At 72.9% G+C, this 25,626-nt stretch carries 16 protein-coding genes, 1 tRNA gene and 1 pseudogene; 10 read left to right on the top strand and 8 right to left on the bottom strand.

Annotated features, from left to right (window positions below; translation table 11 throughout):
* Positions 1 to 12 precede the first annotated feature (12 nt).
* The gene (locus IH45_RS0114550) at positions 13 to 1,584 is read right to left on the bottom strand and encodes an MFS transporter (RefSeq protein WP_234440544.1); all 1,572 of its coding nucleotides are present in this window, start codon (positions 1,582 to 1,584) and stop codon (positions 13 to 15) included.
* A gap of 264 nt (positions 1,585 to 1,848) precedes the next feature.
* On the opposite strand from IH45_RS0114550, the gene IH45_RS0114545 reads away from it, so the two are divergent.
* A tRNA-Cys gene (locus tag IH45_RS0114545) sits at positions 1,849 to 1,919 on the top strand.
* A gap of 8 nt (positions 1,920 to 1,927) precedes the next feature.
* Here IH45_RS0114545 and IH45_RS0114540 read toward each other — a convergent pair.
* The 3 genes and pseudogenes from IH45_RS0114540 to IH45_RS1000000151010 form a co-directional block, all read right to left on the bottom strand.
* On the bottom strand, positions 1,928 to 2,881 hold the full coding sequence (locus tag IH45_RS0114540) for a LysR family transcriptional regulator (RefSeq protein WP_078897548.1): 954 nt from the start codon (positions 2,879 to 2,881) through the stop codon (positions 1,928 to 1,930).
* Positions 2,878 to 3,615 carry a LysR substrate-binding domain-containing protein gene (locus tag IH45_RS0114535; RefSeq protein WP_050514845.1) on the bottom strand — a complete coding sequence of 246 codons (738 nt, stop codon included), beginning with the start codon at positions 3,613 to 3,615 and terminating at the stop codon, positions 2,878 to 2,880. The genes IH45_RS0114540 and IH45_RS0114535 overlap by 4 nt, the downstream gene beginning before the upstream one ends.
* Before the next feature lie 6 nt (positions 3,616 to 3,621).
* Positions 3,622 to 3,798: pseudogene (locus IH45_RS1000000151010) on the bottom strand (helix-turn-helix domain-containing protein); the annotation flags it as partial.
* A 267-nt stretch (positions 3,799 to 4,065) separates the two neighbouring features.
* Between IH45_RS1000000151010 and IH45_RS0114530 the strand changes: the two are divergent.
* From IH45_RS0114530 to IH45_RS01000000143640, 5 genes are all read left to right on the top strand, one after another.
* Entirely contained in the window at positions 4,066 to 4,806 is a 741-nt protein-coding gene (locus IH45_RS0114530; RefSeq protein ID WP_050514844.1) for a tRNA-dependent cyclodipeptide synthase, read from the top strand.
* Positions 4,793 to 6,181: a purine-cytosine permease family protein gene (locus IH45_RS0114525; protein WP_199810669.1), complete on the top strand. Its 1,389-nt coding sequence runs from the start codon at positions 4,793 to 4,795 to the stop codon at positions 6,179 to 6,181. The genes IH45_RS0114530 and IH45_RS0114525 overlap by 14 nt, the downstream gene beginning before the upstream one ends.
* Positions 6,182 to 6,211: 30 nt before the next feature.
* The gene (locus IH45_RS0114520) at positions 6,212 to 6,553 is read left to right on the top strand and encodes a rhodanese-like domain-containing protein (RefSeq protein WP_234440543.1); all 342 of its coding nucleotides are present in this window, start codon (positions 6,212 to 6,214) and stop codon (positions 6,551 to 6,553) included.
* Positions 6,554 to 6,648: 95 nt separating this feature from the next.
* Positions 6,649 to 7,095 (top strand): thioredoxin family protein, encoded by a 447-nt coding sequence (locus IH45_RS0114515; protein WP_050514843.1) that lies wholly within the window; start codon positions 6,649 to 6,651, stop codon positions 7,093 to 7,095.
* A gap of 131 nt (positions 7,096 to 7,226) precedes the next feature.
* The gene (locus IH45_RS01000000143640; protein WP_050514842.1) at positions 7,227 to 8,543 is read left to right on the top strand and encodes a S8 family peptidase; all 1,317 of its coding nucleotides are present in this window, start codon (positions 7,227 to 7,229) and stop codon (positions 8,541 to 8,543) included.
* Positions 8,544 to 8,552: 9 nt separating this feature from the next.
* Here the strand turns inward: IH45_RS01000000143640 and IH45_RS0114505 are convergent, their stop codons facing one another.
* A complete protein-coding gene (locus tag IH45_RS0114505; RefSeq protein WP_032917456.1) occupies positions 8,553 to 10,619 on the bottom strand; it encodes an AfsR/SARP family transcriptional regulator in 2,067 nt (688 codons plus the stop codon).
* Between the two features lie 155 nt (positions 10,620 to 10,774).
* Between IH45_RS0114505 and IH45_RS0114500 the strand changes: the two genes are divergently transcribed.
* Positions 10,775 to 11,656, top strand: coding sequence for an alpha/beta hydrolase (locus IH45_RS0114500; protein WP_030666943.1), 882 nt, complete (start codon positions 10,775 to 10,777; stop codon positions 11,654 to 11,656).
* Here the strand turns inward: IH45_RS0114500 and IH45_RS0114495 are convergent.
* Together IH45_RS0114495 and IH45_RS0114490 are read right to left on the bottom strand one after the other, a co-directional pair.
* Positions 11,643 to 19,316 carry a type I polyketide synthase gene (locus tag IH45_RS0114495; RefSeq protein ID WP_050514841.1) on the bottom strand — a complete coding sequence of 2,558 codons (7,674 nt, stop codon included), beginning with the start codon at positions 19,314 to 19,316 and terminating at the stop codon, positions 11,643 to 11,645. The two genes, IH45_RS0114500 and IH45_RS0114495, sit on opposite strands and share 14 nt — an antisense overlap.
* 805 nt (positions 19,317 to 20,121) lie before the next feature.
* Complete coding sequence (locus IH45_RS0114490; protein WP_030666938.1) at positions 20,122 to 20,811, bottom strand: TetR family transcriptional regulator; 690 nt, start codon at positions 20,809 to 20,811, stop codon at positions 20,122 to 20,124.
* A 113-nt stretch (positions 20,812 to 20,924) separates the two neighbouring features.
* On the opposite strand from IH45_RS0114490, the gene IH45_RS0114485 reads away from it, so the two are divergent.
* Positions 20,925 to 21,854, top strand: coding sequence for a zinc-binding dehydrogenase (locus tag IH45_RS0114485; protein ID WP_030666936.1), 930 nt, complete (start codon positions 20,925 to 20,927; stop codon positions 21,852 to 21,854).
* Here the strand turns inward: IH45_RS0114485 and IH45_RS0114480 are convergent.
* Entirely contained in the window at positions 21,847 to 23,622 is a 1,776-nt protein-coding gene (locus IH45_RS0114480; protein WP_158813087.1) for a TnsA endonuclease N-terminal domain-containing protein, read from the bottom strand. The genes IH45_RS0114485 and IH45_RS0114480 overlap by 8 nt on opposite strands.
* A gap of 231 nt (positions 23,623 to 23,853) precedes the next feature.
* Here IH45_RS0114480 and IH45_RS0114475 point away from each other — a divergent pair, with 231 nt between their 5' ends.
* Positions 23,854 to 24,627, top strand: coding sequence for an IclR family transcriptional regulator (locus tag IH45_RS0114475; protein WP_030666932.1), 774 nt, complete (start codon positions 23,854 to 23,856; stop codon positions 24,625 to 24,627).
* Complete coding sequence (locus IH45_RS0114470) at positions 24,624 to 25,481, top strand: SMP-30/gluconolactonase/LRE family protein (RefSeq protein ID WP_030666930.1); 858 nt, start codon at positions 24,624 to 24,626, stop codon at positions 25,479 to 25,481. Before IH45_RS0114475 ends, IH45_RS0114470 begins: the two co-directional genes overlap by 4 nt.
* The last annotated feature ends 145 nt before the right edge of the window (positions 25,482 to 25,626 follow it).

Below are 25,626 nucleotides of genomic sequence, written 5' to 3'. Positions count from 1 at the left end.
GCACGCGTCCGGTCAGAGCCGTGGCCCTGCTTCGGACCGATCTGGTGCCGTCGTGTGTTCCGCCCGAGGCGTGCGTGCCGGGCGCAGCCCTACGGTGATGATGAGCAGGGCGGTCAGGGCGACCACGAGCAGGAGCCACATGGCGGCTCGACTGCCGCTCGTGAACACGGCGTTGCTGATCTGCGTGGCCTGTTGCGCGCCGAGGCCGGTGTGACGTTGCAGGAGCGCGGAGCCGGCCTGCGGGTTCTCCACCGCCTGAGCTGTCCAGGCTCCGCCGGGTAAACCCAGGCGGTCGAGCCGGTCGGACAGGGCGGCCTGTGCCGCGAGGCGGTAGACCTCCATGCCGGCGGCGAGGCCCAGGGCGCCTCCCAGGTTGTGGCCGGTCCACGAGGCCCCGACGGCTGTGCCGGCCAAGTGGCCGGGCACCGCGGACAGCGCGGCGACCGTGGCGGGGCCGAGGACGAGAGCCCAGCCGATGCCCATCAACGTGAAGCCCGCGATGAGGGCGGGTGTCCCCGTGTCCGGGGTGAGCCTGGTCTGGGCCAGGGCGGACAGGGCGAAGGCCAGGAAGCCGAGGCAGAGCAGGCGCCGGGGCCCCCACCGGTCGACGAGCCGGCCGACCAGTGGGGAGAGAACGGCGACGGCGGCTGTGCAGGGGAGCAGGAGCAGGCCGGTGGTGCGCCCGTCGAAGCCGCCCACCGTGTGGAGGTACAAGGGCATCAGGAAGAGGGCGACGCAGTAGAAGAAGGCCAGCGCGAAGTCGGCGGTGACCGCGCTCAGGAAGGCGCGCCGGGCGAACAGCCGGAAGCGGATCAACGGGTTCTGCGCCCTCAACTCGGCCTGTACGAAGGCAGCGAGACCGGCGATGCCGTAGAGGAGGAGGGTGATGATGCCGGCGGTGCTCCAGCCCTGGGTGTGCCCCAGGGTCAGCCCGAGGACGAGCGAGGGAACGGAGGTGAACAGCAGGGCCAGCCCGGGCCAGTCCATGCCGCCCGTCATCTTCTCGCCGTAGGACTCGGGAACAGTGGGCAGGCAGATGGCCAGTGCCACCACGACGAGCGGTACGTTGAGCCAGAAGATCCATGGCCAGCCCGCCGGGCCGACGAGGAGGCCGCCGAGTACGGGGCCGGCCGCGAGGCCGAGTCCGTTGACCCCGTAGAGGCTTCCGATGGCCCGGCCGCGTTCGTGCGGGGGGAAGATGGCGGAGACCAGGGCTCCGGTGGCGGTGTAGAGAATGGCGCAGGCCGCTCCTTGGCAGAAGCGGAAGGCGATCAGCCACGGTGCGGTGGTCGCGCATCCCGCGCACAGGGAGGCGAGGGCGAAGACGACGGCTCCGATGTAGAGGACCTTGCGCCGTCCGTGGCTGTCGGAGAAGCGGCCGGTGGCGACCATGCCGGTGGACAGGGCCACGACGAAGACGTTGACGATCAGCTGGAGTTCGGTGACCGTCGCGCCGAGGTCGTCCTGGATGACGGGTGCCGCGGTGCTCACGATGGTCAGGTCGATGCATCCCAGAAAACTCAGAATGCCCAGGCCCGTGAAAGCCCACCACTTCCGTATTGGTCCGGACTTTTGCTCGATCACGCTGTCACCGATTCCCTTGAGGCGTGGATTCCCGGGGCATTCAAACTTCACGTGGCGGTTCTGTCGACGGGTATGCCGAAAAGGCACCAGCTGGTGCTCCGAAGGCACCGGGAAGTGCCAGGAATTTCTCCGGCGGAGTCGGACGCGGGTATTCCTGTGCGGGCCCGAGGTTGCTACAGTCACGGCCACGCCGAGAGATCGGGCCGGGTCGGGCAGTGTCTATTCCGGCCGGCGTTCCGGCGGACGCGGAGCGCATTCCGTATCGGTGGAGTGGCCGAGAGGCGAGGCGACGGCCTGCAAAGCCGTTCACACAGGTTCGAATCCTGTCTCCACCTCTGTCCCCTCACGCCTGGTCGGCGCGTCGGTAGGTCTCGCGGACCAGGTCCGCGAGACCGGGCGCCCAGTCGGCGGCCGGTCCGTCCGCCTCCCAGACCAGCAGCAGCCGATGACGCGTACGGTCGTCGGTGAGCGGGGTGTAGATCATGCCGGCTTTCGGCGCGGGGAGCGGATAGGCGGGCAGTACTCCGGGCAGCGCGCAGGCCAGCGCGGCGGCCTCGGCCTCGTCGGACGCCCAGCGCAGCCAGACGCGGACGCCGGCGTGCCGGACGGCGGCGGTGAAGTGGCGGCGCAGGTCGGCGTGCCGCCGGCCGCCGACGAGCAGGCAGGTCTCTCCGTCGAGGTCGCCGAGCAGGAGCGAGGGCCTGCCTGCGAGGCGGTGCCCGGCGACGGTGCCGATGAGGAGGTTCTCCTCGGCGAGTACGGCGGAGCCGAAGAGGGCGGGCAGGGGGGCGTCCAGCGCGACGCAGTGCCGTACGACGGCCAGGTCGAGGCAGTGGGAGCGGAACAGGTCCGGCAGGGCGGTGCCGTGGCCCGCGGCCGGTGCTTCGCAGGCCGCCTCCCGGAGCGTGTCCCCAACGGTGCGCGGCTCGATGGCGGTCGACGGCAGATGGGCGCGGAGCAGGCTGGTGATCAGGGGGAGGGCCGGAGTGGGTACCGCGCCGATGCGCAGGCGTTCGGCCGAAGGTCCGGGGATGCCTTCGCGGCCGCAGGCGGTCAGCAGACGGTCGACCTTGGGCAGCAGGTCGTCGGCCCAGCGCAGCAGGAGCCGGCCGGCCGCGGTGAGACGGGCGCCCTGGTGGTCGCGGTGCAGTACGACGAGTTCGGTGACCCGTTCGAGGTGCTGTATCCGGCGGGTGACGCCGGCCTGGTTGACCCCGAGGCTGCGTGCCGCGCCGGCCAGGCTTCCGCTCTCGGCGACGGCGCGCAGCACCCGCAGGTCCTGAATTTCTATGTTCATGACAACTCGGGATCCGTGGCCTGTCCTCGGTAGGCGGCGGACAGCAGGGTGACCAGCCGCGGCACCTTCGCGGCGATCCAGCTCTCCATGCGGTAGGTCACCAGATGCGTCACCCGCATGGCCAGGTCGTCCACGGTGCGCCGCACCACGCCCGGCAGCAGGGGGCGGTAGGCCTGCGTCAGGGCGACGCAGCCCTGGTGCCGGATCACCGCGCCGCGGGGTCCGGACACCGTGACGTCGTGGGTGATGCGCGGGCTGAACCCGTAGGCGGCGCAGAGCCGGCGTAGCTTGTCGTCGCAGGCGTCCGGCCCGGTGCAGGAGATCCAGTCCTCGCCCGCGAGGTCCGCCATGGTCAGACGTTCCGCGGTGGCCAGTGCCGTACCGGCCGCCACCGCGAGCAGCACCGGGGACTCCGCCCAGGCGACGTGCCCGATCGCGCCGTCACGGGTGGGTACCGGGCCGTCGGTCGACGAGTGGTCGCGCAGGGCGATGTCGATCTCCCCCGCCCGCAGCAGGTCCATCAGCTCGCGGCTGGAACCGGAGGTCGTGATCTGGACGTTCCCGTCGCACGACAGCTGCCGCAGGCATCCCAGGATGGGTTCGTACAGCCCGCTGTGGGCCCAGCCGACCCTGAGTGTCCCGCGTCTGAGCCTGCGGTAGTCGTGCACCTGCTCCGTCAGGTCGTCGAAGGTGCGCAGGATGGACTCTGCGTGGTCCAGTACGGCGCTTCCCAAAGGGGATGGGCGCGTGCCGTGCCGATCGCGTTCGAACAACGTTCCGCCGAACAGTTCTTCCAGTCTGCGTATCTGGCGGCTCAGGGCCGGCTGCGGCAGGCCGAGCGCGGTCGCGGCCCTGTTCAGGCTTCCGGCGTCGGAAATTACGCGAAGTTGCCGTAAGTGGCGAAGTTGCAGATCCATAAGCCAAGAGTTAAGCCGCTTGCCGATGCATTCGCCAGGGCCTCAGCCCAACGTGTTCGTTTCTCCGGAATTGTTCATTCTCGGTGATCACCGTCCGCTTGCCGGTGGGCACTCTCCGCTAGCCGGGCGGGGGTTTGCGCAATTGGTATTACCCGGCGGCAGTACTCAGTCAACTGTTGCGCCGTCACTATTCCAGTCATCGCTTCACGGGCCGGCCGGACCGGCCGTGCGAGGGGGGCTCGTCCGCATCACCGTGTGAGGATCAAGATGTTTGTCATTGAACCACTGACCGAGCGATGTCGCGGCTACCTGCCGACGGCCACTCACGTGTGCATCGGAGTCAGCCCGTTCAACAGCTACTTCACCACCGCGCGCCTGCGGCGACTGGCCGACTGGGCCGTGACGCGCTTCGAGAGCGTCCACTTCTTCGTGCCGGACATGGCGGCCGCGCACACCCTGCGGGCCCTGGGGTACGACCTGGACCACGCCCGCCACAAGGCCCGGCGGCAGGGACAGTACGTACACAACAAGATCACCACGGCGCTGCGCGCACTGGGCGTGGAGGACCCCGCGGGCCTGGTCTGGGGCATGGACCGGCTGCACCGCACTCCCCGCTATCTGGCCCTGTTCGACGAGGTCCACCTGCGCTACGAGGAGGACGAGTCCTTCCGCGCCGCGTGTCTCGACGCCTCGCACTGGGTGCTGGAGCACAAGCTCCCGCCGGGCATCACCGCGACCGAGGACCAACTCCGTGAAGCGGTGCGCTACTTCCTCGCCGAGTTGCCGCTCTTCATCGACGCCGGGGGCATCGCCGGACACCGCGTCTCGTTCTTCGTCTACCACCAACGGGTCGCCTTCCTGGAGCGCTTCTTCCGCCGGGAACTGAGCCTGCAGCCGACGGGCGGGCAGGGCTTCCTGGTCGTCCGTGAAGCGGCGCAGGACCGGCCCGGGACGCAGCTCCGGACCGGAGCCGTACCGGCACAGGAGGCGGCCCGTGGCGTCGGCTGAGAACACGGGCAGCGGCGACGTGCCGCCCCGGACCGGAAAGAAGGCCGTCCGGTCCGCGGGGAACGAGGCCCAGGACGACTACTCGCTCACCCCGGTCCCCGAGGAGGCCCGCCGCTCCTGGTTCAGCGTGGCCGTGCAGCGCTTCGGCCAGGTCTCCTCCTTCCAGCAGTTCATGGTCGGCGCCGTCCTGGGCTACGGCATGGCCTTCACCGACGCGGTGATCGCCATCACCGTCGGCTCGGTGATGCTGGAGATCGTCACGATCCTCCTGGGCGTCGCCGGAGTGCGGGAGGGGGTGTCCACCTCGGTGCTGGCCCGCTGGTCGGGCTTCGGCCGCAAGGGCTCCGCCGCCGTCGGAGTGCTGGTGGCGTTCAGCCTCGCCGGCTGGTTCGGCGTACAGAACGGCGTCTTCGCGCACGGCATGCACCAGCTCGCCGCATGGGCGCCGGAGTGGGCCTGGGCGGTCCTCGGCGGCGCGGCGGTCACCGCCGTCTCGGTCTTCGGCTTCCGCATCATGGCGTGGACGGCGTATCTGGCCGTGCCCGCCTTCCTCCTCCTGGCCGGCTGGTCGGTGGTGGACACGCTGGCCGGCCACTCGCTGAACGAGCTGCTGACCGGCGCCCCGCCCGGCCCCGTGATGTCCCTGGCACAGGGGACGACGCTGGTCGCCGGCGCCTTCATCCTCGGCGCCCTGATGACGCCGGACATGACGCGCTTCAACCGCCGCCCCTCCGACGTCGTCAAGCAGACGCTGCTGGGCGTGACGCTGGGGGAGTACCTCATCGGCCTGACCGCGGTGCTGCTCGGTCACGCCGCCCGCACCGCGGACGTCGTGGGCATCATCACCACCTCGTCCGGCCTGCTGGGCACGCTGATCCTGGCGACGGCGATCCTGAAGATCAACGACTGGAACCTGTACTCGTCCGCGCTGGCCACGGTCAACAGCGTGGATGTGCTCTTCGGCCGCCGCATCGGCCGCCGGGCCGTGACCCTGGGCATCGGCGCCGCGGGCACCGCCCTGTCCGCCCTGGGCGTGGTCGGCGACTTCACCGGCTTCCTGACGGCCATCGGGATGCTCGCCCCTCCCGTGGCCGGAATCATCATCGCCGAGTACTACGTCGTCCGGCGCCACCGCGTAAGCCTCGACCGGGCCCGGCGTACCGGTGTCCTGCCCGAACACGGTCCCGACTGGCAGCCGTTGTCCCTGATCTGCTGGGCCGTCGGGACGCTGGCCGGCACGTACCTGGACTTCGGCATCCCCGCCATCAACGCCGTCGTGGCCGCCTTCGCCCTGTACGCGGTGGCCGGCCGCGCGGTGTACGCCCGGCGCGGCACTCCCGCGCGGGGCACCCCCCTCCCCGACCGAACCGTATGACGAGAGCCGGAGGCCGTTGTGCTCCCCCTGGTGACGCGAGACGAACTGAAAGCGGAAATGGACGCCGGGAAGGTCGTCGTGGTCGACACCATGCCGACGGCCTACTACGGGCAGGAGCACCTGCCCGGCGCGGTGAACATTCCGGGCTTCCCCTACGACGACGCGGCGCGCTTCACCGATGAACTCGCGCCCACCGTACTGCCGGACCGTACCGCTCCCATCGTCGTGTACTGCGCGAACGTGCCGTGCCGCAACAGCGAGATCGTCGGTAGCCGGCTGGTGTCGCTCGGTTACACGAACGTGCGCAAGTACCGCGAGGGAATCGAGGACTGGGTCGCCCACGGTCTGCCGACACAGACCGCCACGGGCTGAGGACGCCCGGACTCCGCCTCCTCCCGCGCGTACGTGCGCCCAGCCATGTCCACCCAGCACACATCCATCGAAATTTCCACGGAAGGGAACCGACCATGTACCGCAAGCTGGCTGTCGTGACCGCGGCAGTGGCAACACTCCTCAGCGGCACCGCCACCGCGGCCATCGCCGCCCCGGTGGCGCCCGTGACCGAGGCGGCCGCCCCCGCCGCCGACATCCCCGCCGTCGTCGACGTGACCGACGCGAACTACGACCAGGTCATGCAGTGGTCGAAGACCAAGCCCGTCGTGCTCGACTTCACCGCTTCGTGGTGTTACTGGTGCCAGAAGCAGAAGCCCTACCTCCAGCAGTACAACACCCAGGACAAGGGCGCCTGGGTATGGGCGAAGGTCGACGTCGACGAGAACCCCGGCCTCTCCCAGAAGTACAACGTGCGCGGTATCCCCGCGCTGCTCAACATCCGCAACGGCCGCGAGGCCGGAAGCCGCCTGGTGGGCTTCGACGGGCCCAGCTCGCTGCGCAACTGGCTGAACCGGCTGTAGTGCTCGGGTGCCGCCGCCACCCCGGTGCGCGGCGGCACCGCCCTGACCCGGGAGGCGTCGCCTCTCCTGCCGACGCCCCGGGCGCTCTCTCCACGCAAGGCGAAAGGCCCACCCCCATGCGGAAATCCCCCATGCAGAAATCCCCCGTGAAGGAGGTCTCCATGATGGCGGCCCTCAGAAGGAAGCCCTGGGCCGCCGCGGCGGCCGCCGCGGCGATCGCCGTGGCCGTTCCCGCGCTGTCCGCCGGCCCGGCGTCGTCGGCCGTGCCGGGCAACCGGGTCTCCTTCGTCTCCTTCGTCTCCTCCGCCCCGGCCGTGTACATCATCGAGGTGAACGGCACCAAGGCGACCGAGGAAGCGGTCACCGAGCGGGCCCATGAGCTGATCGCCGCCCACGGCGGCGAGTTGCGCAGGGTGTACTTCGCCGCCTCCCAGGCGTTCTCGGTGACGCTGACCGGCGAGCAGGTGGACACCTACTACTCCGACACCCGCGTCGACTCGATCACCGGCGACCGGACCTACCGGGTCGCCGGACACCTGTCCGGGCAGCAGCGGCCCGCCCGGGTGCCCGCCGCGCACCGGCCCGCCGGTGGTGTCCAGCTGAATCCGCCGTGGGGGCTGGACCGCGTGGACCAGCGCGATCTTCCGCTGGACGGCCGCTACGGCTTCTCGGGCACCGGGGCCGGCGTGACCACCTACATCGTCGACACCGGCGTCCGGGTGGGCCATCAGGAGTTCCTGGGCGGCCGGGCGCACGGCGCGTACGACGCCATCCGGCAGAGCCCCGGCGGCGACACCGACTGCAACGGTCACGGGACCGCCTCGGCGGCCATCGCCGCGGGGCTCTGGAGCGGCATCGCCAAGGGGGCGACCGTGCAGTCGGTACGCGCCTTCGGCTGCGACGGCACCGGAACCCTGGAGCACATCATGTCCGCGGTCGACTGGATCACCGCCCACGCCGACGGCCCCTCCGTCGTCAACATGGGCTTCTCCGGTGAGCCCGGCTCGGTACTCGACCTGCAGCTCTACCAGATGACCCACAAGGGCATCGCCTACACCGCCGCGGCCGGGAACGGGGACGCGTCGGGCCGGGGTGTCGAGTCCTGCGAGACCACCCCCGCCCGGCAGACCACCGCCATCACCGTCGCCGCCACCGACCGCGAGGACAAGCGCCCCGCGTGGTCCAACTACGGTTACTGCGTCCACCTGTTCGCGCCCGGCAGCGACATCACCACCGCCGGCAACCGCGGCAACAGCTCCTACGTGAAGCTCACCGGCACCTCGGCCGCCACCGCCGAGACCACCGGTGCCGCCGCGATGTACCTCGCCGGCCACCCCGGGGCGACGCCGGTCGAACTCGACAAGGCGCTCATCGCGGCCTCCACCGCCGACCACGTGAAGGACGCGGGCCAGGACTCCCGCAACCGGCTGCTGTACACGGGCCGATGACCACCGCTGCTACGTACCGCCGTCAGCCGGCTCCGTAGCGCACGGTGCGCCCTGGCCGAGGGCCGCGTCGATGGCCCGCAGCTGGCGTGCGACCGGTCCGAAGGAGACCAGGCCGCTGCCTGCTCCGGCCAACTCGCCATCAGCATCGGCGAGTTCGTTGCGGGCCCGGCGCAGGACCGGCTCGTGTCCCACTGCCGCGGCCGTACGGGCCAGTACGCACCAGAGCGCCTCCTGGAGGAGGTCGTGGGGCGGCCGGGGAACCGTGGCGAGTGCGTGCCGGGCCCGCTCGGTGGCGCCGGAGGCGGCCAGCAGCAGGGGGTCGAGCCACGGCCGGTACGGGCCCGCGTCCAGGCCGGCGAAGTCGTCGGGGCGGGGCAGGGCGTCGCCCCGCATGACCGGGACGAGCGCGACCAGGACGGCCGCTCCCCGGACCAGTCCGGGCATGCCGCAGTTCGCGGTCTCCGCGAGGACCTTCGCGTATGCGGGGCGGGCCGCCGGCCACCCGTCGGTCTCGCAGGTGCGCAGCGCCCGGTACCAGGAGGTGAACACCGCGGCGAGCGGCCGTTCGTTGCGGTGTGCCAGCCGGTCGATCTCCTCGGCCTCCGCGTCCGCCGCCGCGAGGTCGCCGAGTCCGGCGAGGGCCTGGAGGCGGACGATGCGTGCCAGGACCTCGTGGCCGGGCAGGTGGTGGCCGATAGCCAGCCGGGTCAGTTCGGCGCCGAGGGCGTCGCGGCGGGCGGCCGATCCGCAGGTGGCGAAGGACTGCATGAAGGCGCCGTTGAGGGCGAACGCGAGCAGCGCGGGGTCCGCGAGGCGCCGAGCGATGCGAACGGCCTCCTCCGCGGACCGCTCGGCACGCAGCCGCCATGGTTCGGCGGCGGGGGCGTCGGCCGCCCGGGGGAGCGGCGCGTCGGCGGCGGCGTCGCCGCGTGACTCGACGGCGACGACCGACAGCAGCCGGGCCCGCAGCGCGGGCGGGCCGTCGGGGCCGAGCCGGGCGGCGGCGCGGGCGGCGGCCCGGACGAGTTCGCCGGCGTTCCCGGGATCGTCGGCGCGGGTCCAGACCGCCGGGACGTCGTACGAGCCGATGATCCCGGCGGCCAGCTCGGCGTCCCCGGTCGTCTCGGCCGCCGCGACCAGTTCCCGCCGGTGCTCGCGCGCCTCCTCCAGGCCGTCGGCACCGGTCACCGCGAGGTCCCGCAGCAGCCCGGCGGTGGCGTGCAGCCGGGCCCGGGACCGGGCGGGCACCGAGCGGTCCCACGCGGCGGCCGCCCGGTCCCAGACGCCGTCCGCCACTCCGGCCGGCTCGGCCGCGGAGCCGGCCGTACCGCTGCGGATGCGTGCCTCGGCGCGGTCCAGGGCGGCTCCGGTGCCGGTGCCCGATCCGTACGCGCTGATGAGGGCCTTACGGGCGTGCCGCAGCGTCTCCAGGGCCTCGCCGCGCCGGCCGGACCGGTCCAGTGCGGTCGCCAGCAGCGCCCAGCCGTCCTCCCGCCCCGGGTGCGCGGCGACGTGGGCCCGCAGATCGGCGACGGCGGCCCGGGCGGCGCCGGTGGCCAGCTGGGCGTCGGCGCGGCGCTCGACCGCGTCGAGGCGGAGCGCCTCCAGCCGGGCCTGTTCGGCGGCGGCCCACGCGGCGGCGGGGAAGTCGGCCAGCACCGGCCCGCGCCAGCGGGCGAGCGCCTCGTCCCAGAGGGCGACCGCCGCGTGCGGCGGCGCCTCGGCGGCCCGCGCGGCCGTGTCCTCGAACCGCCAGGCGTCCACCACATCGCGCCCGGCGCGCAGGACGTAGCCGGGGCCGTCGGTGACCAGCAGCCGCGACGGCTGCCGGGGCGGGCGCCCGGGCTCCAGGGCGCGGCGCAGCGCCGCGACGAAGGTGCGGACCGCGCCGACCGCCCCGGCCGGGGGTTCGTCCGGCCACAGATCGTCCACGAGCCGGCCGACCGGGACCACCCGGTTGCGGGCGATCAGCAGCCGGCCGAGCACCTCCCGGTGGCGAGGAGCGCCGAGCGGGCGGGGAGCGCCGTCGGGGCCCCAGGCGGCGACCGGTCCCAGCAGTCCGAACTCCACGCCCACGGCACGGTCCCTTCGCGGGCGGCGCCGTCCCCCGGGGGTGCCGCGCGGTCACTCATCGATCGCTGATCCGGAGCCCGCAGTCTGGCTGACGTATCCGGACGACCCGGGCCGCGGGGCCCGGGACGTCCACTCTGCCACGAGCCACAGGAGTCGCTGTGACACACCCGAGCATCCCCGGATTCACCGAGCACCGCGTGCCGGTCGGCGACGGCGTCACGCTGAACGCCGCCGTCGGCGGCACCGGCAGCCCGGTTGTGCTGCTGCACGGATTCCCGCAGACCCACCTGATGTGGCGGCATGTCGCGTCCGGCCTCGCCGACGACCACACCGTCATCTGCCCCGACCTGCGCGGCTACGGGGCCAGCGACAAGCCCGCCGCGAGCGGCCCGGAGGTCTACGCCAAGCGGACCATGGCCCGGGACATCGTCCGCCTCGCCGCCGGGCTGGGGCACGACCGCTTCACGCTGGCCGGTCACGACCGCGGCGCCCTGGTCGCCTTCCGCGCCGCGATGGACCACCCGGACGCCGTGTCCCATGCGCTCTTCCTCGACATCCTGCCGACCCTGGACATGTGGGACGCCCTGCGCGGCGTGACCGGCGCGGTCGGCTTCCACCTCTACCTGATGGCCCAGGCGCCGGGCCTGCCGGAGCGGATGATCGAGGCGTCCGCCGACGCCTTCTTCGCCCACTTCCTCGACGCCTGGACCCACACCCCGGACGCGATCCCCGCGGACGTACGCGAGCACTACCTGGCCGCGTCCGCGGCGGCCGTGCCCTCCATCGTCGCCGACTACCGCGCCTCCGCCGGCGTGGACGTGGACCACGACACCGCCGACCGGGAGGCGGGCAACCGGCTGGCCATGCCGGTCACCGTCCTCCAGCAGGACTGGGGCGCGGCCCTCGGCTACCACGCCCGGGGCCTGTGGAGCGCCTGGGCCGAAGACCTGCGGCACCGTACGGTCTCCTGCGGCCACTTCATGGCGGAGGAGGACCCCGGGCTGATCGCCGGCGAGATCCGGGCCCTCACCGGCCGCTGACGGCCGACGCGGCGTCACCGCCCTCCGACGAGGTTTCCGGATCGGCAGGCCGGGGTGCGGGAACGGGGGCCGGCGGGGCCTCGGACGGGCGGGACAGGCCCAGCCGGATGTACACGATGCGGGCGATGTCGGCGATGGTGCCCTCGGACCTGAGCAGTTCCATGGGCGGCAGGTCGAGATCGAAGCGCTGCCGGACGGTGACGAGCAGTTCGGTGCCCATCAGGGAGTCCATGCCGTACTCGTCCAGCCGCCGGTGGTGGTCGATCTGCTCCGGTGACATGTGCAGGACCTCGGCGAACAGCGCGGCGATGGTGTCGGCGATGAGGCCGCGCGCTTCTTCCGGCGTCATGCGCGCCAGTTCGCGTACCAGCTCGTCCCTGGTCCGGCCGCCGCCCTCGACGGGGACGGGCAGGAGCCCGGCGAGGCGGGGGGCCGCCAGCGTGGGCAGGAGACGGGACAGGGGGATCCAGTTGTAGCAGCCGACCCCGAGGTCGTCGGAACCGGAGGTCAGGGCCGCGTCGACGGCGCGCAGGGCCTGGCGGGGGCTGACCGGTTCGATGCCCATGCGGCTCATGGCGTCGGTGAGGGCGCTCCGGGCGACGTAGCCGGTCTCCCCCAGGGCGCCCCAGGCCAGTGCCGTCGCGGGCAGGCCCATGGCCCGGCGCCGGCGGGCGAGGGCTTCCATGTAGAGGTTGCCGGCCACGTAGTTCGCTTGGCGGACATTGCCCAGAGTGGCGGTGGCCGACGAGTACAGCAGGAAGAAGTCCAGGTCCAGGTGCTCGGTGAGGCGGTGCAGTACCTCCGCTCCGGTCACCTTGGGGGCCAGGACGGCGGCGAACTGTTCGTCGGTCAGCTCCACCAGCGATCCGTCACCCAGGTGCATGGCCGAGTGGACGACGCCGCGCAGGGGGCACCCTGCTGCGTCGGCCTGGACCACGACCTGCCGCATGGCCTCGGAGTCGCTGACGTCCGCGCGGTGGACCGACACCCGTACGCCCTGGGACGTGAGGTCGTCGAGCAGGGCTTCGGCCTCGGGTGTGTCGCCGCCCCGCCGTCCGACCAGTGCCAGGCGGCCTGCCCCGCACCGGGCCAGATGGCGGGCGGTCAGTGCCCCCAGGCCGGTCAGGCCGCCGGTGATCAGGTAGGTGGCCCCGGCCTGGAGGGCCGGGCGGCGCGTGCGCGGTTCGACGCGGGCGGCCTCGTCCTGGGGATCGAAGGTGACGACGACCTTGCCGACGTGCCGGGAGTGCTGGAGCAGCCGGAAGGCCTCGGTGACGCGGGCGGCCGGGTAGTCGCTGTGCAGCAACGGGCGGTAGGCGCCGCTCCGGACGAGCTCGGCGACCTCCGCGAACTGTTCCACGGCCAGCTGGGGATCCTGGAGGAGACCGATCAGGTCCACTCCGTAGAAGGCGATGTTCTTGCGGAACGGGCGCAGCAGCAGGGGACGGTTCTCGTAGATGTCGCGCTTGCCGAGTTCGACGAAGCGCCCTCCCTGGGCGAGCAGTTCGAGACTGCGGACGGCGGCCTCACCGGCGAGCGAGTTCAGGACGACGTCCACGCCCCGCCCGTCGGTCAGGTGGTGGATGCCGTCGGCAAAGGCCGGCGTGCGGGAGTCCAGGACGTGTTCGACGCCCAGCCGGCGCAGCAGGTCGCGCTTGGCTTCGGACCCGGCGGTGGCGATCACGCGGGCTCCGCGGCGCTGCGCGAACTGTACGGCGGCCAGCCCCACACCGCCGGCGCCGCCGTGTACCAGAACGGTCTCTCCCGCGGCCAGGCGGGCCAGCCGGCCGAGGCTGTAGTGGACGGTGAGGAAGGCCACCGGGGTGGTGACGGCGTCCGGGAACGGCATGCCGTCCGGGATGCGGCCCACCGCGTGCTCGGACGTGACGGCATGGGTGCCCAGGGAGTTGGGAGCGATCGCCAGGACCCGGTCACCCGGGCGCAGCGACGTGACCCCGGCACCGACCGCGGTGACCACGCCCGCACACTCCAGGCCCAGCCCGGCCTGCCCGCCGGTGATCTCCTCCGCCTCGGCGGGCAGCAGACCGACCACCTGCATGATGTCCCGGTAGTTGAGGGCCGCCGCGTGTACGGCGATGGCCACCTGCCCCGTGCCTGCCGGCGGTGGCGTGCTCTCCTGCCAGGCGAGTTCGTAGGAGAGCCCCGGACGGCGTACCTCCAGGGTGTAACCGGGAAGGTCGCTCCCCGGCCGGCAGCCGGTGGGGGACGGCAGTTCGGTCAGACGCGGAACGAAACGGCCGGACGCGGTCAGGACCAGCTCGTCCTCGTCGGTGGCGGTGAGCAGTTCGCGGGCGACCCGTTGCCCGTCGGCGGCGGTGTCCCCGGTGCGGTGCAGGGACAGCCGCTTGACGGCCAGGTCCGGATATTCGTTTCCCACGGTGCGTGCCACGCCCCAGGCGGCGGCGTCCACCGGGTGCGAGGGCGCTTCAGGGGCGGGCAGGGCGCCGCTGGGCCGGGTCACGAGCCACAGCGTCCGCTCCGTTTCGACGGGCAGCGTGTCCAGCGCTTCGGCGACGGAGCGCAGCAGGCTCGCGCGCCTGACCGCGTGCTGTGCCGCCCATGCGGCCCGGGTGTCTGCTGCGGTCGAGGTGTCGGGACCTGCCAGCACCACCACGGCGGTCAGCCTGGACGCGTGCGGGGGGAGCCCGGTGCTGCCCACGTCGGCGGCAGCCTGCCGGTGGACCGGGTCGGCCCCGGCGGCACCGAGCGCGTCGGCCACCGCCGCGGACAGGGAGTCCGGGCCGTCGTCCTCGCCGATCACGACCCAGGCCTGACCGGTGTCGGGCGCGGGCAGGGCGGGCGGCGCGGCCGGCGGCGTGGCCGGGTCGGCAGTGGCCATGAAGACGGAGAAGCCCTCGTCCGGGACCTCACCGGCGGCGCCGACCGCCGTCGCGTCGGTGAAGCCGCAGGCGGGCAGCAGCCGCAGCCAAGCGTCGGCGGGCAGCAGTACGGAGTCACCGCGCAGCTCGTGATCGGTGAAGTTCCAGAAGCCTTCCAGCGTGCCGAACAGCGGGGCCAGCAGTTCGAGGTCGTGCGTCTCCAGCGAGATCAGCCGCCCTCCCGGACCCAGCAGGCGCCGCACGCGCCGGAGCGCCGGAGCCACCTCGGTGGCGGTGTGCAGGGCGTTGGCCGCGATGACCAGGTCGAAGCCGTGGTCGGTGAAGCCTTGGCCGCCGCCGTCCTGGTTGAGGTCGAAGGTGCGGTAGTCGACGAAGTCGTACTGCGCGAATCGCTTCTGCGCGGGGGGCAGGAACAGCGGTGAGACGTCGGTGAAGACATAGCGCGTACGGTCGGGCGGCAGCATGGGCAGCAGGGCCGCCGCGGCGCCCCCCGTGCCGGCGCCGATCTCCAGCACGCGCAGCGGACGGTCCGCCGGCCACCGGCCGGCCAGCTGGGCGACCACGGTCTGCATGAGCCGGTTGTAGCGGCGGCAGGGGAACTCAATGTCGTAGAACTGCTCGATGGCGGTGGCCGCGCCGTCGGCCACGATCTTCTCCAGCAGCTCGCTCTCACCGCGCAGCAGCGTCGTGCTGTGCCGCAGGCACAAGCTGTAGAGCAGCGTCAGGGCCGGGCCCGCCGTGTTGCCGGCGATCAGCGGACGCAGGATCTGAGCGGTCCTGGACCCCGGGGCGGTCAGCCGGAACCGTTCGCCGTCCAGGCGTTCCACGAGACCCGCCCGCTCCTGGAGGCCGATGAGCAGCCGGGCCAGCTTGCGGTGGCGGTCCAGCATGCCCGCGGCGACCAGGTCGTCGAGGGTGAACGGGCTGCTCGGGTCGGGCAGCAGTTCGGTGTGGAGATCGGCGGCTCCATGGGCCGAGGCGTGCTTCAGGCCGCGCCGCGCCGCCGCGGCCTTCGGGTCGTGGGCGAGCAGGGCGGCGATCCGCCGCTCCGCGTGCGCCAGCAGGTCCGGGGTGGGCGGCAGCGGGCTGGGCGCGACGCCGTGGTCCTCGTGCGGGGCGGCGCGCATCACCATACGGTGATGGCTCAGCGGGGCGGAGCGCATGCCGTCGAAGCGGCGCAGCCGGCAGCCTTCGAGCTGCGCGTGCACCGTGCCGTCCGGACCGGCGACCAGGATGTCCCAGCAGAGTTCGGTGGGGGTGCGGCTGCGTTGGCGCAGGTGCACCAGCCCGTCGGCCGGAGGGGTGCGCCATACGCGGACGGCACCGAACCCGACGGGCAGGTACGCGTCCCGCTCCTCGTCCAGCACCTGCTGCACCAGGGGCAGTCCCGCTTGCAGCGCTCCGTCGAACAGGGCCGGGTGCACCTCGTAGCCCTCCGCGTCGGCGTTCAGGCGGTAGCGGGCGAGGACTTCGCCGTCTCCCACCAGCAGTTCCCGTACGACCTGGAAGGAGGGGCCGTAGTCGAGGGCCGCGGCGGCCATGGCGGCCCGGTGCCGGGCGGCATCGATGCGCTCGGGGCACCGGGCCCGCAGGGCCGGGACGTCCAGATCGGCGCAGGGGCGGCGCAGCAGCTGCCGGACCCGTCCGCGGGCATGCTGACGTGCGCGCCCCGCCCGCCCCTCACCGGCGGCGATGCTCACCACACCGTCCTCGGCGGACCACGTCAGCTCCAGGCGCACCTGGCTCGGATCGTCCCAGGGGATCACGATCGGCCGGGACAGCTCCAGGTTCTCGACCTCGCAGGCCGCGTCCAGCACCCGCCGTCCGGCGGCCAGCGCCAGTTCCACGAATCCGGTGGCGGGCAGGAGCACCGCGCCCGCGACGCGGTGGTCGGCCAGCCACGGGACCAGGGCGGGCTCGACGGTCCCGTACCAGGTCGGTTCGGAATGGGCCGTGCGTACGCCCAGCAGCGGGTGATCGTACTCGCCGAGGCCGCCGGTCCAGGCGCAGCGCTCGCCGTGCCAGTGCCGCTCGCGCTGCCAGGGGTAGGCGGGCAGGCGGGCGACCCCGCCGGGGACGGGGAAGTGCGCGCTCCGGTCGGCACGGGCCCCGGCGGCGATCAGACGGGTGGCGGCGGCCTGCATCTGCCGTACGCCGTCGCCGTCGCGGAGGAGCGTGGGGACGACGGCCACCGGGCCGGGCGAAGCAGCCGCCGTACGCCGCAGGTACGGACGTACGATCGGATGCGGCCCGACATCGACGAACACGTCGTACCCCTCGGCCAGCAGACCCGCCACCGCGGGCTCGAACCGTACGGTGTCGCGCACGTTGCGCCACCAGTACGCGGCGTCGGGTTCACCGTCCGCCATCCGCTGCCCGGTCACGGCGGAGATCATCGGGATGGCGGTCTCCCGCGGCCGCAGATCTGCCAGGCCGGCGAGTACGCGCTCGCGGACGGGGTCCATGGCGCGGCTGTGGAAGGCATGGTCCAAGTCGAGCAGGACAGCGGCCACATCGTGGTCGGCGCAGTGCTCGACCAGTGCTTCCACATCGGCGGCCGGGCCGGACACCGTCACGTCGCGGGCGGTGTTCACGCAGGCGATCTCCACCTGCGGCCGGCCGTCCAGCAGCTCCTCGGCCTGCGCGGCGGACAGGGTGAGGGCCGCCATGCGGCCCTGCCCCGCCGTGGCGGCCTGGGCGCGTCCGCGGACGGCGATGACGCACGCGGCCTCGGGCAGCGACAGGGCCCCGGCCACGTGCGCCGCGGCGATCTCACCGACGCTGTGCCCGAGTACGGCGGCGGGCTCGATGCCCTGGTGGCGCAGCATCGCCGTCACAGCGATCTGCACCGCGAACAGCAGGGGCTGCGCCACCTCGGTCCGCGCCAGGCGCCACTGGTCCGTGGGCAGTTCGAGTTCGCTCAGTACGGACCAGCCCAGTACCGGCAGCAGTGCCGCGTCCACGGCGGTGAACGCGGAACGGAAGGTGGTGTCCTTGTGCAGCAGATCCGCGCCCATGCCCGCCCACTGGGCGCCGTTGCCGCAGTAGACGAAGACCGGACGTCCGTCGCGGACCGCCTCGGCCCGCTGTGCCTGCGGCGGTTCCGGGGCCGGGGGAGAGGCGGCCTCCGTGAACGGTTCTTCGACGGCGGGCGGTTCGTCGATCGCGGGCGGCTCCGTGGCGGCGGGCGGCTCGTCCACCGCGGGCGGCTCTTCGACGGCCGGTTCGGCCGCCGGCTTCTCCACGAGCTGCGACAGCCCGGCCGCCGCCTCGCCCGGGGACGAGGCGAGCACCACCGCGCGCAGCGGGTGCAGGCCGCGCCGGCTGCTCGATGTCCACGCGAGGTCGTAGAACTCCCGCGCGTCGGCTGCCGCCAGCTGCTGCACCGTCCGGAGCAGCGCCTCGTCGAGCGCGTTCCTGGACCGGGCCGAGACCACCACGGGAAGAGCCGCCGCAGCAGGCGGTACGGCGCGTACCCGGCCGGTGGCCGGGGCGGGGGCCAGGACGGCGTGGGCGTTGGCGCCGCCGAACCCGAAGGAGTTGACGCCGATCACCGAGCGCTCCGTGAGGCCCGCCGGGCAGGCGTCATCGACCAGACGGAGCCGCAGCCGGTCGAAGTCGATGTGCGGGTTGAGGGCCGCGGCGTGCAGCGACGGGGGAATGACGTCGTGCCGCAGCACCAGAAGGGCCTTGAGCAGACCGGCGATTCCCGAAGCGGGCTCCAAGTGCCCCAGGTTGGACTTGACCGAGCCGATCGGCAGCGCGCCGACGGTGCGGTGGACGCCCAGCGCCCGCCCGATGGCCTCGGCTTCGATGGGGTCTCCCACGGGAGTGCCGGTGCCGTGCGCCTCGATGTACGCGATGTCGTCCGCATGCACCCCGGCGCGGGCGTAGACGTCCTCCAGCAGGTCGCGCTGGGCCGCCATACGGGGCAGCGCCAGACCGGGCGTGCGTCCGTCGCTGTTGGCGGCGCAATCGACGATCACCGCGTCGATCCGGTCCCCGTCGGCCTGCGCGTCGGGAAGCCTCTTGAGCAGGACCATGCCCCCGCCCTCGGCCCGGACATAGCCGTCGGCGTCCGCCGAGAAGGAACGGCAGCGCCCGCTGGGCGAGAGCATCGCCGCCTGCGAGAAGCCCACGAAGTGGTACGGACTGATCAGCAGGTTGACGCCGCCGACGAGGGCGGCGCGGCTGGTGCCGTCCCGCAGCGCCCGGCACGCCTCGGCCAGGGCGACCAGTGACGACGAGCACGCGGTGTCGACGATCAGGCTCGGTCCGTGCAGGTCGAAGAAGTGCGACAGCCGGTTGGCGGCGATGGACGACGCGGACCCGGACATGGTGTACGCGTTGACGCTCTCCGGCATCGTCATCTGCAGCGCGCCGTAGGACTGGTCCGAGATCCCCACGTACACGGCGGTGTCGGAACCCGCCAGCGCGGCGGGCGCCACCCCGGCGTCGTCACACGCCTCGACGGCCAGCTCCAGCAGCAGACGGTGCTGCGGGTCCATCTGCGCCGCTTCCTTGGGCGAAATTCCGAAGTAAGCGGCGTCGAAACCGCTGACATCCCCCAGAAAACCACCCGCACGCGTATAACTTTTCCCCGGCCGCGGCATGCTGGAATCGACGAACCGGTCCACCTCGAACCGGTTCTCCGGAATTTCCGTCACCCGGTCCGCGCCGTCCGACAGTGTCGTCCAGAGCTCGCCGAGGCCGGTGATGCCACCCGGCAGACGGCACGCCGCTCCGATCACCGCAATGCCCCGATCGGGGGTGGACACATCAGGGGAGTTGACTGTCATATGCCTCTCACTGCGGATGAATGCGAGGGCGGCACGAACGCACCCGCCGGGCGCAAGGAAGAGCCCGCCGTACGCCGATGCCCCTCTGGGCTGCTTGGCCGACGTCAGCGCATCCTGACCACAACCTCCGCGCACGGCAAGCATGCCGTCCCTCTAACGGGCTACCCAACAGCACGAGAAGACAGATATTCGGATCGTGTGCCCGATGCTTGCGACCGGGCTTTCGTTTCCGGGCCGCGCACGGACCGGCCGATGGGCGGTTGCCGCGAATTCCGTCCCGATCCGATACGCGGCTTTCTTCCGCCTGCCTCCGATGGCGGGTGAGGGGACGGGATTTCCGCACCGGCCGGGAAAGCTGAAGTGGTGTGGTGTGACGGTGCGAAATCGCAGGGGGTTCGGTGATCCGGTTCTTCTCCGCCGTGCTGTTGGCGGTCGCTTTGTCGGTTTTCAGGAGGGCGTACGAGCTATGGGTGCGGTGGCAAGGGTGGCGGGCTCGCCGGAACGTCTCGCGCAAGACCGCTGACCGTGAGCCTCCGCCGGGCTAGACGGATCACCGAACGGGCAGCCGTATCCATGGGGATGTGCTCTGATCGGTGCTCACCGGGCATGTCGGGGCGCGGAGCACCATGGGGCCTCTCTTCGGCGAGCCATGCGGGCCGCGGTCAGTCCAAGGAGTACGCGACGTGAAGATCGTGGTCATCGGATGCACCGGCCTCATCGGCGGCAAAGTGGTCGGCAAGCTCCGTGAACGCGGGTACGAGGCGGTGCCCGACAACGGCTGCTTCCAGCGGGCGCGGCTCCGCGCCTACGAGTCGGCCACCGGCCGGGCGTCGAGGGCAAGCGCTTCGGGCAGGGCCGCGAACGCGCTCCGCAGGTCGGCGGCGAGCTGCCGGTGGCTGGGTGGCCCCTGCTGTCCCTGGCGGGCCGACCAGTCGCTGAGGGCCTGGTGGAAGGCCGCGACCGCCATGTCGAGCGCGAGCCGTGCGCGCAGGGCGCGGGGGTCCGTGGAGGACGGCAGCTCCAGCCGGCGGTGCAGGACGTCGAGGATGGAGCGGCTGGTGCGGTCGCAGAACTGCCGTCCGCGCACGTCCATGGAGGGCGTCTTCTCGGCCAACTGGCGGCTGAGCGCGACGCGGTGTGTCCACCTGTCGTCCGCCACCCGCTCCAGAGCGTCCAGCAGCGCGGCTTGGATGAGCCCCAGCAAGGGGGTGCCCTGCGGGGCCAGGGGACGGGTCTCCAGCTCGTCGAGGCAGGCCAGCCACAGGTCGTGGGTGGGGGCCAGGGCGACATCCTCCTTGCCGGCGAAGTTGCGGAAGAAGGTGCGCTGGGAGATCTCGACGGCGTCGCAGAGGTCGTCGAGGGTCGTCTTGTCGAAGCCGCGCTCCGTGAACAGTTCGAGCGCGGTGTCGATCAGCCGCTGCCGGGTGCGCTGCTTCTTGCGCTCGCGCAGATTCGTGGTCGCCCCGGCCGCCGTCGCCTTGTCCGTTCCCGCCATGGCGGCCATCGTACCAACCGTGTGCAGGCGCACGGCATTTGCGGGTTGACGGCAAATGCCGGTCACCGGCACTCTGGGGCCGTACGTTGCCGATCACCGAAAGGCGAACGACCATGCGCGCGCTGCTCATCGACCACTCGTCCCCCTCCGGACTGCGCCTCGGCGAGGCCCCGGATCCCGAGCCGGCTCCGCACCAGGCGCTGGTCAGGGTGACGGCGACCTCGCTGAACTACGGGGAGGTCAAGTTCGGGGTCGAGCGCGCGGCCGACGGCACGGTGCCGGGCTGGGACGCGGCCGGGATCGTGGAGCGGGCGGCGGCCGACGGCTCGGGCCCCGCTGCCGGCACGCCCGTGGTCACGCTCGGCCCCGACGGCGGCTGGGCCGAACTGCGGGCCGTGGACACCGGCTTGCTCGGAGAGGTGCCGCACGGAGCCGATCTCGGCGCCATCAGCACCATCCCGGTCGCGGCCACCAGCGCGCTGCGGGCCCTGCACGCGCTCGGCCCGATCCTGGGCCGGCGCGTCCTGATCACCGGTGCCACGGGCGGCGTCGGCCGGTACGCCGTCCAGCTCGCCCGGCGCGGCGGCGCCGAGGTCATCGCGACGACGGGCTCGCCCGAGACCCAGGGCCCGGGCCTGCGCGAACTGGGCGCGCACCAGGTGCTGTCCGCCCCCTCCCAGCTCTCCGGGCTCGTGCACGGCGTGCTGGACATGGTCGGCGGGCCGCAGCTCGTGGACGCGTTCACCATGCTGGCCGGAGGCGGCACCCTCATCGCCGTCGGCCACTCCGCGAACGTGCCCGAGCACTTCCCCGTCGGTGTGCTCTACGGCGACGAGGGCCGGCACGGCCGTTCGCTGGCCGCCTTCCACCTGCTGGAATGCCCGGAGCTGGCGCCCGACCTCAGCTGGCTCGCGAGCCAGGTGGCGGACGGCGAGCTCGACCCGCAGATCTCCTGGCGCGGCGGCTGGGACGAGGCGGCCGACGCCGTCGCCGCTCTGCTGGAGCGGCGCCTGCACGGGAAGGCGGTACTGGAACTCACCTGACGGGCGGCTGCGCGGGCGCGCCGATCCACCGCTCACCCTCTCGCCCCGCCCGCAGCCGGTACGGCCCCAGTTCCCACTGCCAGCCGTTGCGCAGGACCAGTGCCGCCAGATCGAGCGAGGTGAACGGGGTGCCGCGGGTGATGTCGCGTACGTCGGGCCAGGTCAGCTCCCTGGTCGCCAGGGCGGCCCGGAGTCCTTGCTCCAGTTCCGGGGCGACCGGGTGGCGTTCGAGGTCCCGGAGGGTGCGGGTGCCGTCGGTGATCAGCAGGCCCCAGCCGTTGCGCGCGCAGAGTTCGGCCGCCGCCCGGTACTTGGCCAGGTTGACGGCGAGCGGGATGTCGCACTGCGGTTTGGCCTCGATCAGTACGGCGTGCCCTTCGGTGGTGACCGCGAGGAAGTCGGGGTAGTACGAGCGGGCCCGGCCCGCGTGCCGGTAGCCGATGGCGAGCGGCTGCTCCTGGTAGTGGGCTATCTGGCCGGCGTGGTCGAGGAGGTGGATGACCTGGAGTTCGGTCTGCGACTCGTACTGCACCTCGCGCCCGAGCCTGGAGCTGTACCAGGTGCCGGAGTGCTCCCGTGGGTTGACCTCGCGCAGCGCGGTCAGTTCCGCCGGGTCCGGGGCGGCGCCCGGTGCGCCGAACCAGTGGGTCGCCGCGGCGAGGGCGGCCCAGCGGGTGGAGGCGCGCTCCGCGCGGTCGGCCAGCCGTTGGAGGCGCCGCTCCTCCTTGCGGCGCTCGGCGAGCACCCCGGCCGCCTCCTTGAGCAGCTGTCTGGCCTCGGCGTCGTTCTTGCCGGCGAGCCCGGCCGGTATCAGGCCCGCGGGGTTGAGCGGTGCGCCGGGGAACGCCGTCCCGGCGACGGTCAGGAGCCGTTCGGCGGTGTGCGGCCGGCCCGGCCGGTCCTCGTTCAGGAGGGCGGCCACGACATCGCGCAGGGCCCGGGTGGCCGGTTCGCGGCCGGTGCGGATCCGGATGATGCCGCGGGCCTGGAGCTGGCTGATGCGCTGCCGTGACAGCGTGAACTCCTGCGCTATGACCGGCTGGCTCCGCGGTTCGTGCCCGTCGAGCCCGAGCCGACGGCAGAGGACCGCGTGGGCGCGGGCGTCGCGCAGCTCGTCGACGGCCGCGGCGGCAAGGTCGCGCAGCACGGTGGCCGTGTCCGGTACGCCGTCGGCGACCGCTTCCCACGACAGGTCGGCGGTCGCGTAGCCCGGACACACGGTGTCCAGCAGCCAGGCGTCGAGGAGGAGCTGTCCGTACGTCTGCCAGAGCCGCCGGGCCACCGGCCGCAACGTTTCCTCCGGATGGGCGGTGAGGGCCCGGACCGCCGTACGGTTCAGGAATTCGGCGCGGCGTCCGGGCGTCAGCCGGTGCCCGGTCACCTCCTGCCAGACCGCCACGACCGCGGCCGGTTCACAGGCTTCCGGGCGCGTCCGTACGGCCGTCGCCCTGCCCTTCTTCCCCGCCGCCCGCGCCCGCCGGGACTCCTCCAGCCGGGCCTGCCAGTCGTACGGGCCGTCGGCGAGCCGCCGGGCCAGCCACGCGGCGGCCGCTTCCCCGTCGGAAGCCTCCTCGGGAGGGACCAGCTGCCGTACGGCCCAGCGCATTCCGGACACGCCCCGCTGGTGCCCGGCCCCGAGTTCTTCCAGGCTCGTTCCCGCCTCGATGCCCGCGACCAGCCGCCGGAACTCCTCCAGGTCCCAGCGCAGCCCCCGCCGCTCCGGGGCCTGACCGCCCGTTCCGTCCGTACCGTCCGTGCTCTCCGCCACGTCCATGTCCTGATCCCCCCTCAGGTGTCGGCGCCCCGTCCAGCGGCCCCCGCACGGGCTGCGGAAACGGCCGGCCGGGGCCAGTATCGGACACACCTGCCGCGGACCGGCGATTCCGTTGCCGAGGGTGGGGGCGCGCACTAGGGTGCGTCCGTGATACCGGCGGTTGGCCGGTATCCCGAACGACCGGCCCGGTCGGCCGGTCCGGTGACGGATGAGGAGCGGCAGCGCATGGGGCGGCTCGTACCCGCGGTGACGCGGGCGCTGGACATACTGGAGCTCTTCCTCGACGGGGACGGCACGCTGTCCGCCCCCGACATCACCCGCAGGCTCGGCCTGCCGCGCACCAGCGTGCACGAGCTGGTCAGCACGCTCGTCGCGCGCAACTACCTGGCGTACGTGCCCGAGCAGCCGGGGCGCTTCCGGCTCGGCGTGCGCGCCTACCAGCTCGGCAGCCGGTACGCCGAACAGCTTGACCTGGCGGCCGAGGGGCAGCGGGTGGCCCGCGAGGTCGCCGAGACCTGCGGCGAGACCGTGCACCTCGCGCTCCTCGAAGGGGCCGATGTCATCTACGTCGCCAAGGTGGACAGCACCCACGCGGTACGGATGGTGTCCGCGGCGGGGCGGCGGCTGCCCGCGCACTGCACCGCCGTCGGCAAGATGCTGCTGGCCTCGCTCCCGGAGACCGCGCTGGCCGAACGCATCCCGGCGGACGGCGAGCTGACGGCCATGACGGAGCACAGCGTCACCTCGCCCGCGGAGCTGCACACCCAGCTCGCGCTGATCCGGGACCGGGGCGTGGCGGTGGAGCAGCAGGAGTCCAACCCGGACGTGAGCTGCGTGGCCGCGCCCGTACGGGACCGGTCCGGGCGGGTCGTGGCGGCGCTCAGCGTCTCGGTGCCGATGATCCGGTGGAGCGAGGAGCGGTGCGCCGAACTGGCCGGACTGGCCCGCAAGGGCGCCGACGAGCTGTCCGCGCGGCTCGGCCACCGGGGGCAGCCGTGACCAGGGCCTGGGAGGTCGCCGTCGCCGCACCCGCCCGGCTCGGCGAGGGGCCCACGTGGGATGCCCGCGCCGGGCGGCTGATCTGGGTGGACATCCTCTCCGCCCGCGTCCACACCCTCGACCCGGCCACCGGCCGCCGCACCGTGCTGGCCACCGAACAGCACGTCGGCGCGGCCAAGCCCCGTGCGGCAGGCGGACTGATCGTCAACCTGCGGGACGGCGTCGGCGCGTACGACGCGGACGGCGCGTTCACGTGGCTGTGCCGCGAGCCCGTGGCGGGGCGGCGCGGCAATGACGCCGCCGTGGCGCCCGACGGGTCGCTGTGGGCGGGCACCATGGCGTACGACGAGTCGCCGGGGCGCGGCACGCTCACCCGGATCGCGCCGGACGGCAGCGCGACGCGTGTTTTGTCGGACGTCACGGTGAGCAACGGCACGGGATGGAGCCCGGACGGCCGGCGGATGTACTACATCGACACCCCGACCCGGCGGGTGGATGTCTTCGACGTCACGGACGAGGGCCTGGTGACCGGCCGCCGCCCCTTCGTGGAGATCGAGGAGCCGGCAGGGACGGCGGGCTATCCGGACGGGCTGGCCGTGGACGCCGAGGGCGGTGTGTGGGTGGCCATGTTCGGGGGCGCGCAGGTACGGCACTACACGCCCGACGGGGTGCTGGAGCGGGTGCTCCCGATGCCGGTCGCCCGCCCCACGGCCTGCGCGTTCGGCGGTGCCGGGCTCACCGACCTGTACGTCACCACGGCGCGCGGCGGGCCGGGCGAAGCGCCGCTCGGCGGCTCGCTGCTGGTGGTGCCGGACGCCGGACGGGGGCTGGTGCAGCCCGAGTTCGCCGGGTGAAACCGCGCGCCCCCGGTGGTGTCCGGCGGGCCCGTACCGGCCGGTGTGCGGGAGCCCCGTGCGGCGGATGAGCGGCAGAAGGAAATGTGGGGGCATACGGGTGGGGCCGTCGGGTACACGGAGCGCAGTTGTTCACGGACGGTGG

This window comes from Streptomyces rimosus subsp. rimosus (genome assembly GCF_000720725.1).
Lineage (GTDB): Bacteria > Actinomycetota > Actinomycetes > Streptomycetales > Streptomycetaceae > Streptomyces > Streptomyces rimosus_A.
The sequence above is the reverse complement of the archived record's forward strand: the minus strand, read 5'-3'. Positions and strand labels throughout refer to the sequence as shown.

Excerpts from the sequence above, each read along its gene's own strand:
- IH45_RS0114540 (WP_078897548.1), bottom strand. The coding sequence starts at position 2,881 with ATGAACATAGAAATTCAGGACCTGCGGGTGCTGCGCGCCGTCGCCGAG.
- IH45_RS0114530 (WP_050514844.1), top strand. The coding sequence starts at position 4,066 with ATGTTTGTCATTGAACCACTGACCGAGCGATGTCGCGGCTACCTGCCG.
- IH45_RS0114515 (WP_050514843.1), top strand. The coding sequence starts at position 6,649 with ATGTACCGCAAGCTGGCTGTCGTGACCGCGGCAGTGGCAACACTCCTC.
- IH45_RS01000000143640 (WP_050514842.1), top strand. The coding sequence starts at position 7,227 with ATGCAGAAATCCCCCGTGAAGGAGGTCTCCATGATGGCGGCCCTCAGA.
- IH45_RS0114495 (WP_050514841.1), bottom strand. The coding sequence starts at position 19,316 with ATGACAGTCAACTCCCCTGATGTGTCCACCCCCGATCGGGGCATTGCG.
- IH45_RS0114490 (WP_030666938.1), bottom strand. The coding sequence starts at position 20,811 with ATGGCGGGAACGGACAAGGCGACGGCGGCCGGGGCGACCACGAATCTG.
- IH45_RS0114485 (WP_030666936.1), top strand. The coding sequence starts at position 20,925 with ATGCGCGCGCTGCTCATCGACCACTCGTCCCCCTCCGGACTGCGCCTC.
- IH45_RS0114475 (WP_030666932.1), top strand. The coding sequence starts at position 23,854 with ATGGGGCGGCTCGTACCCGCGGTGACGCGGGCGCTGGACATACTGGAG.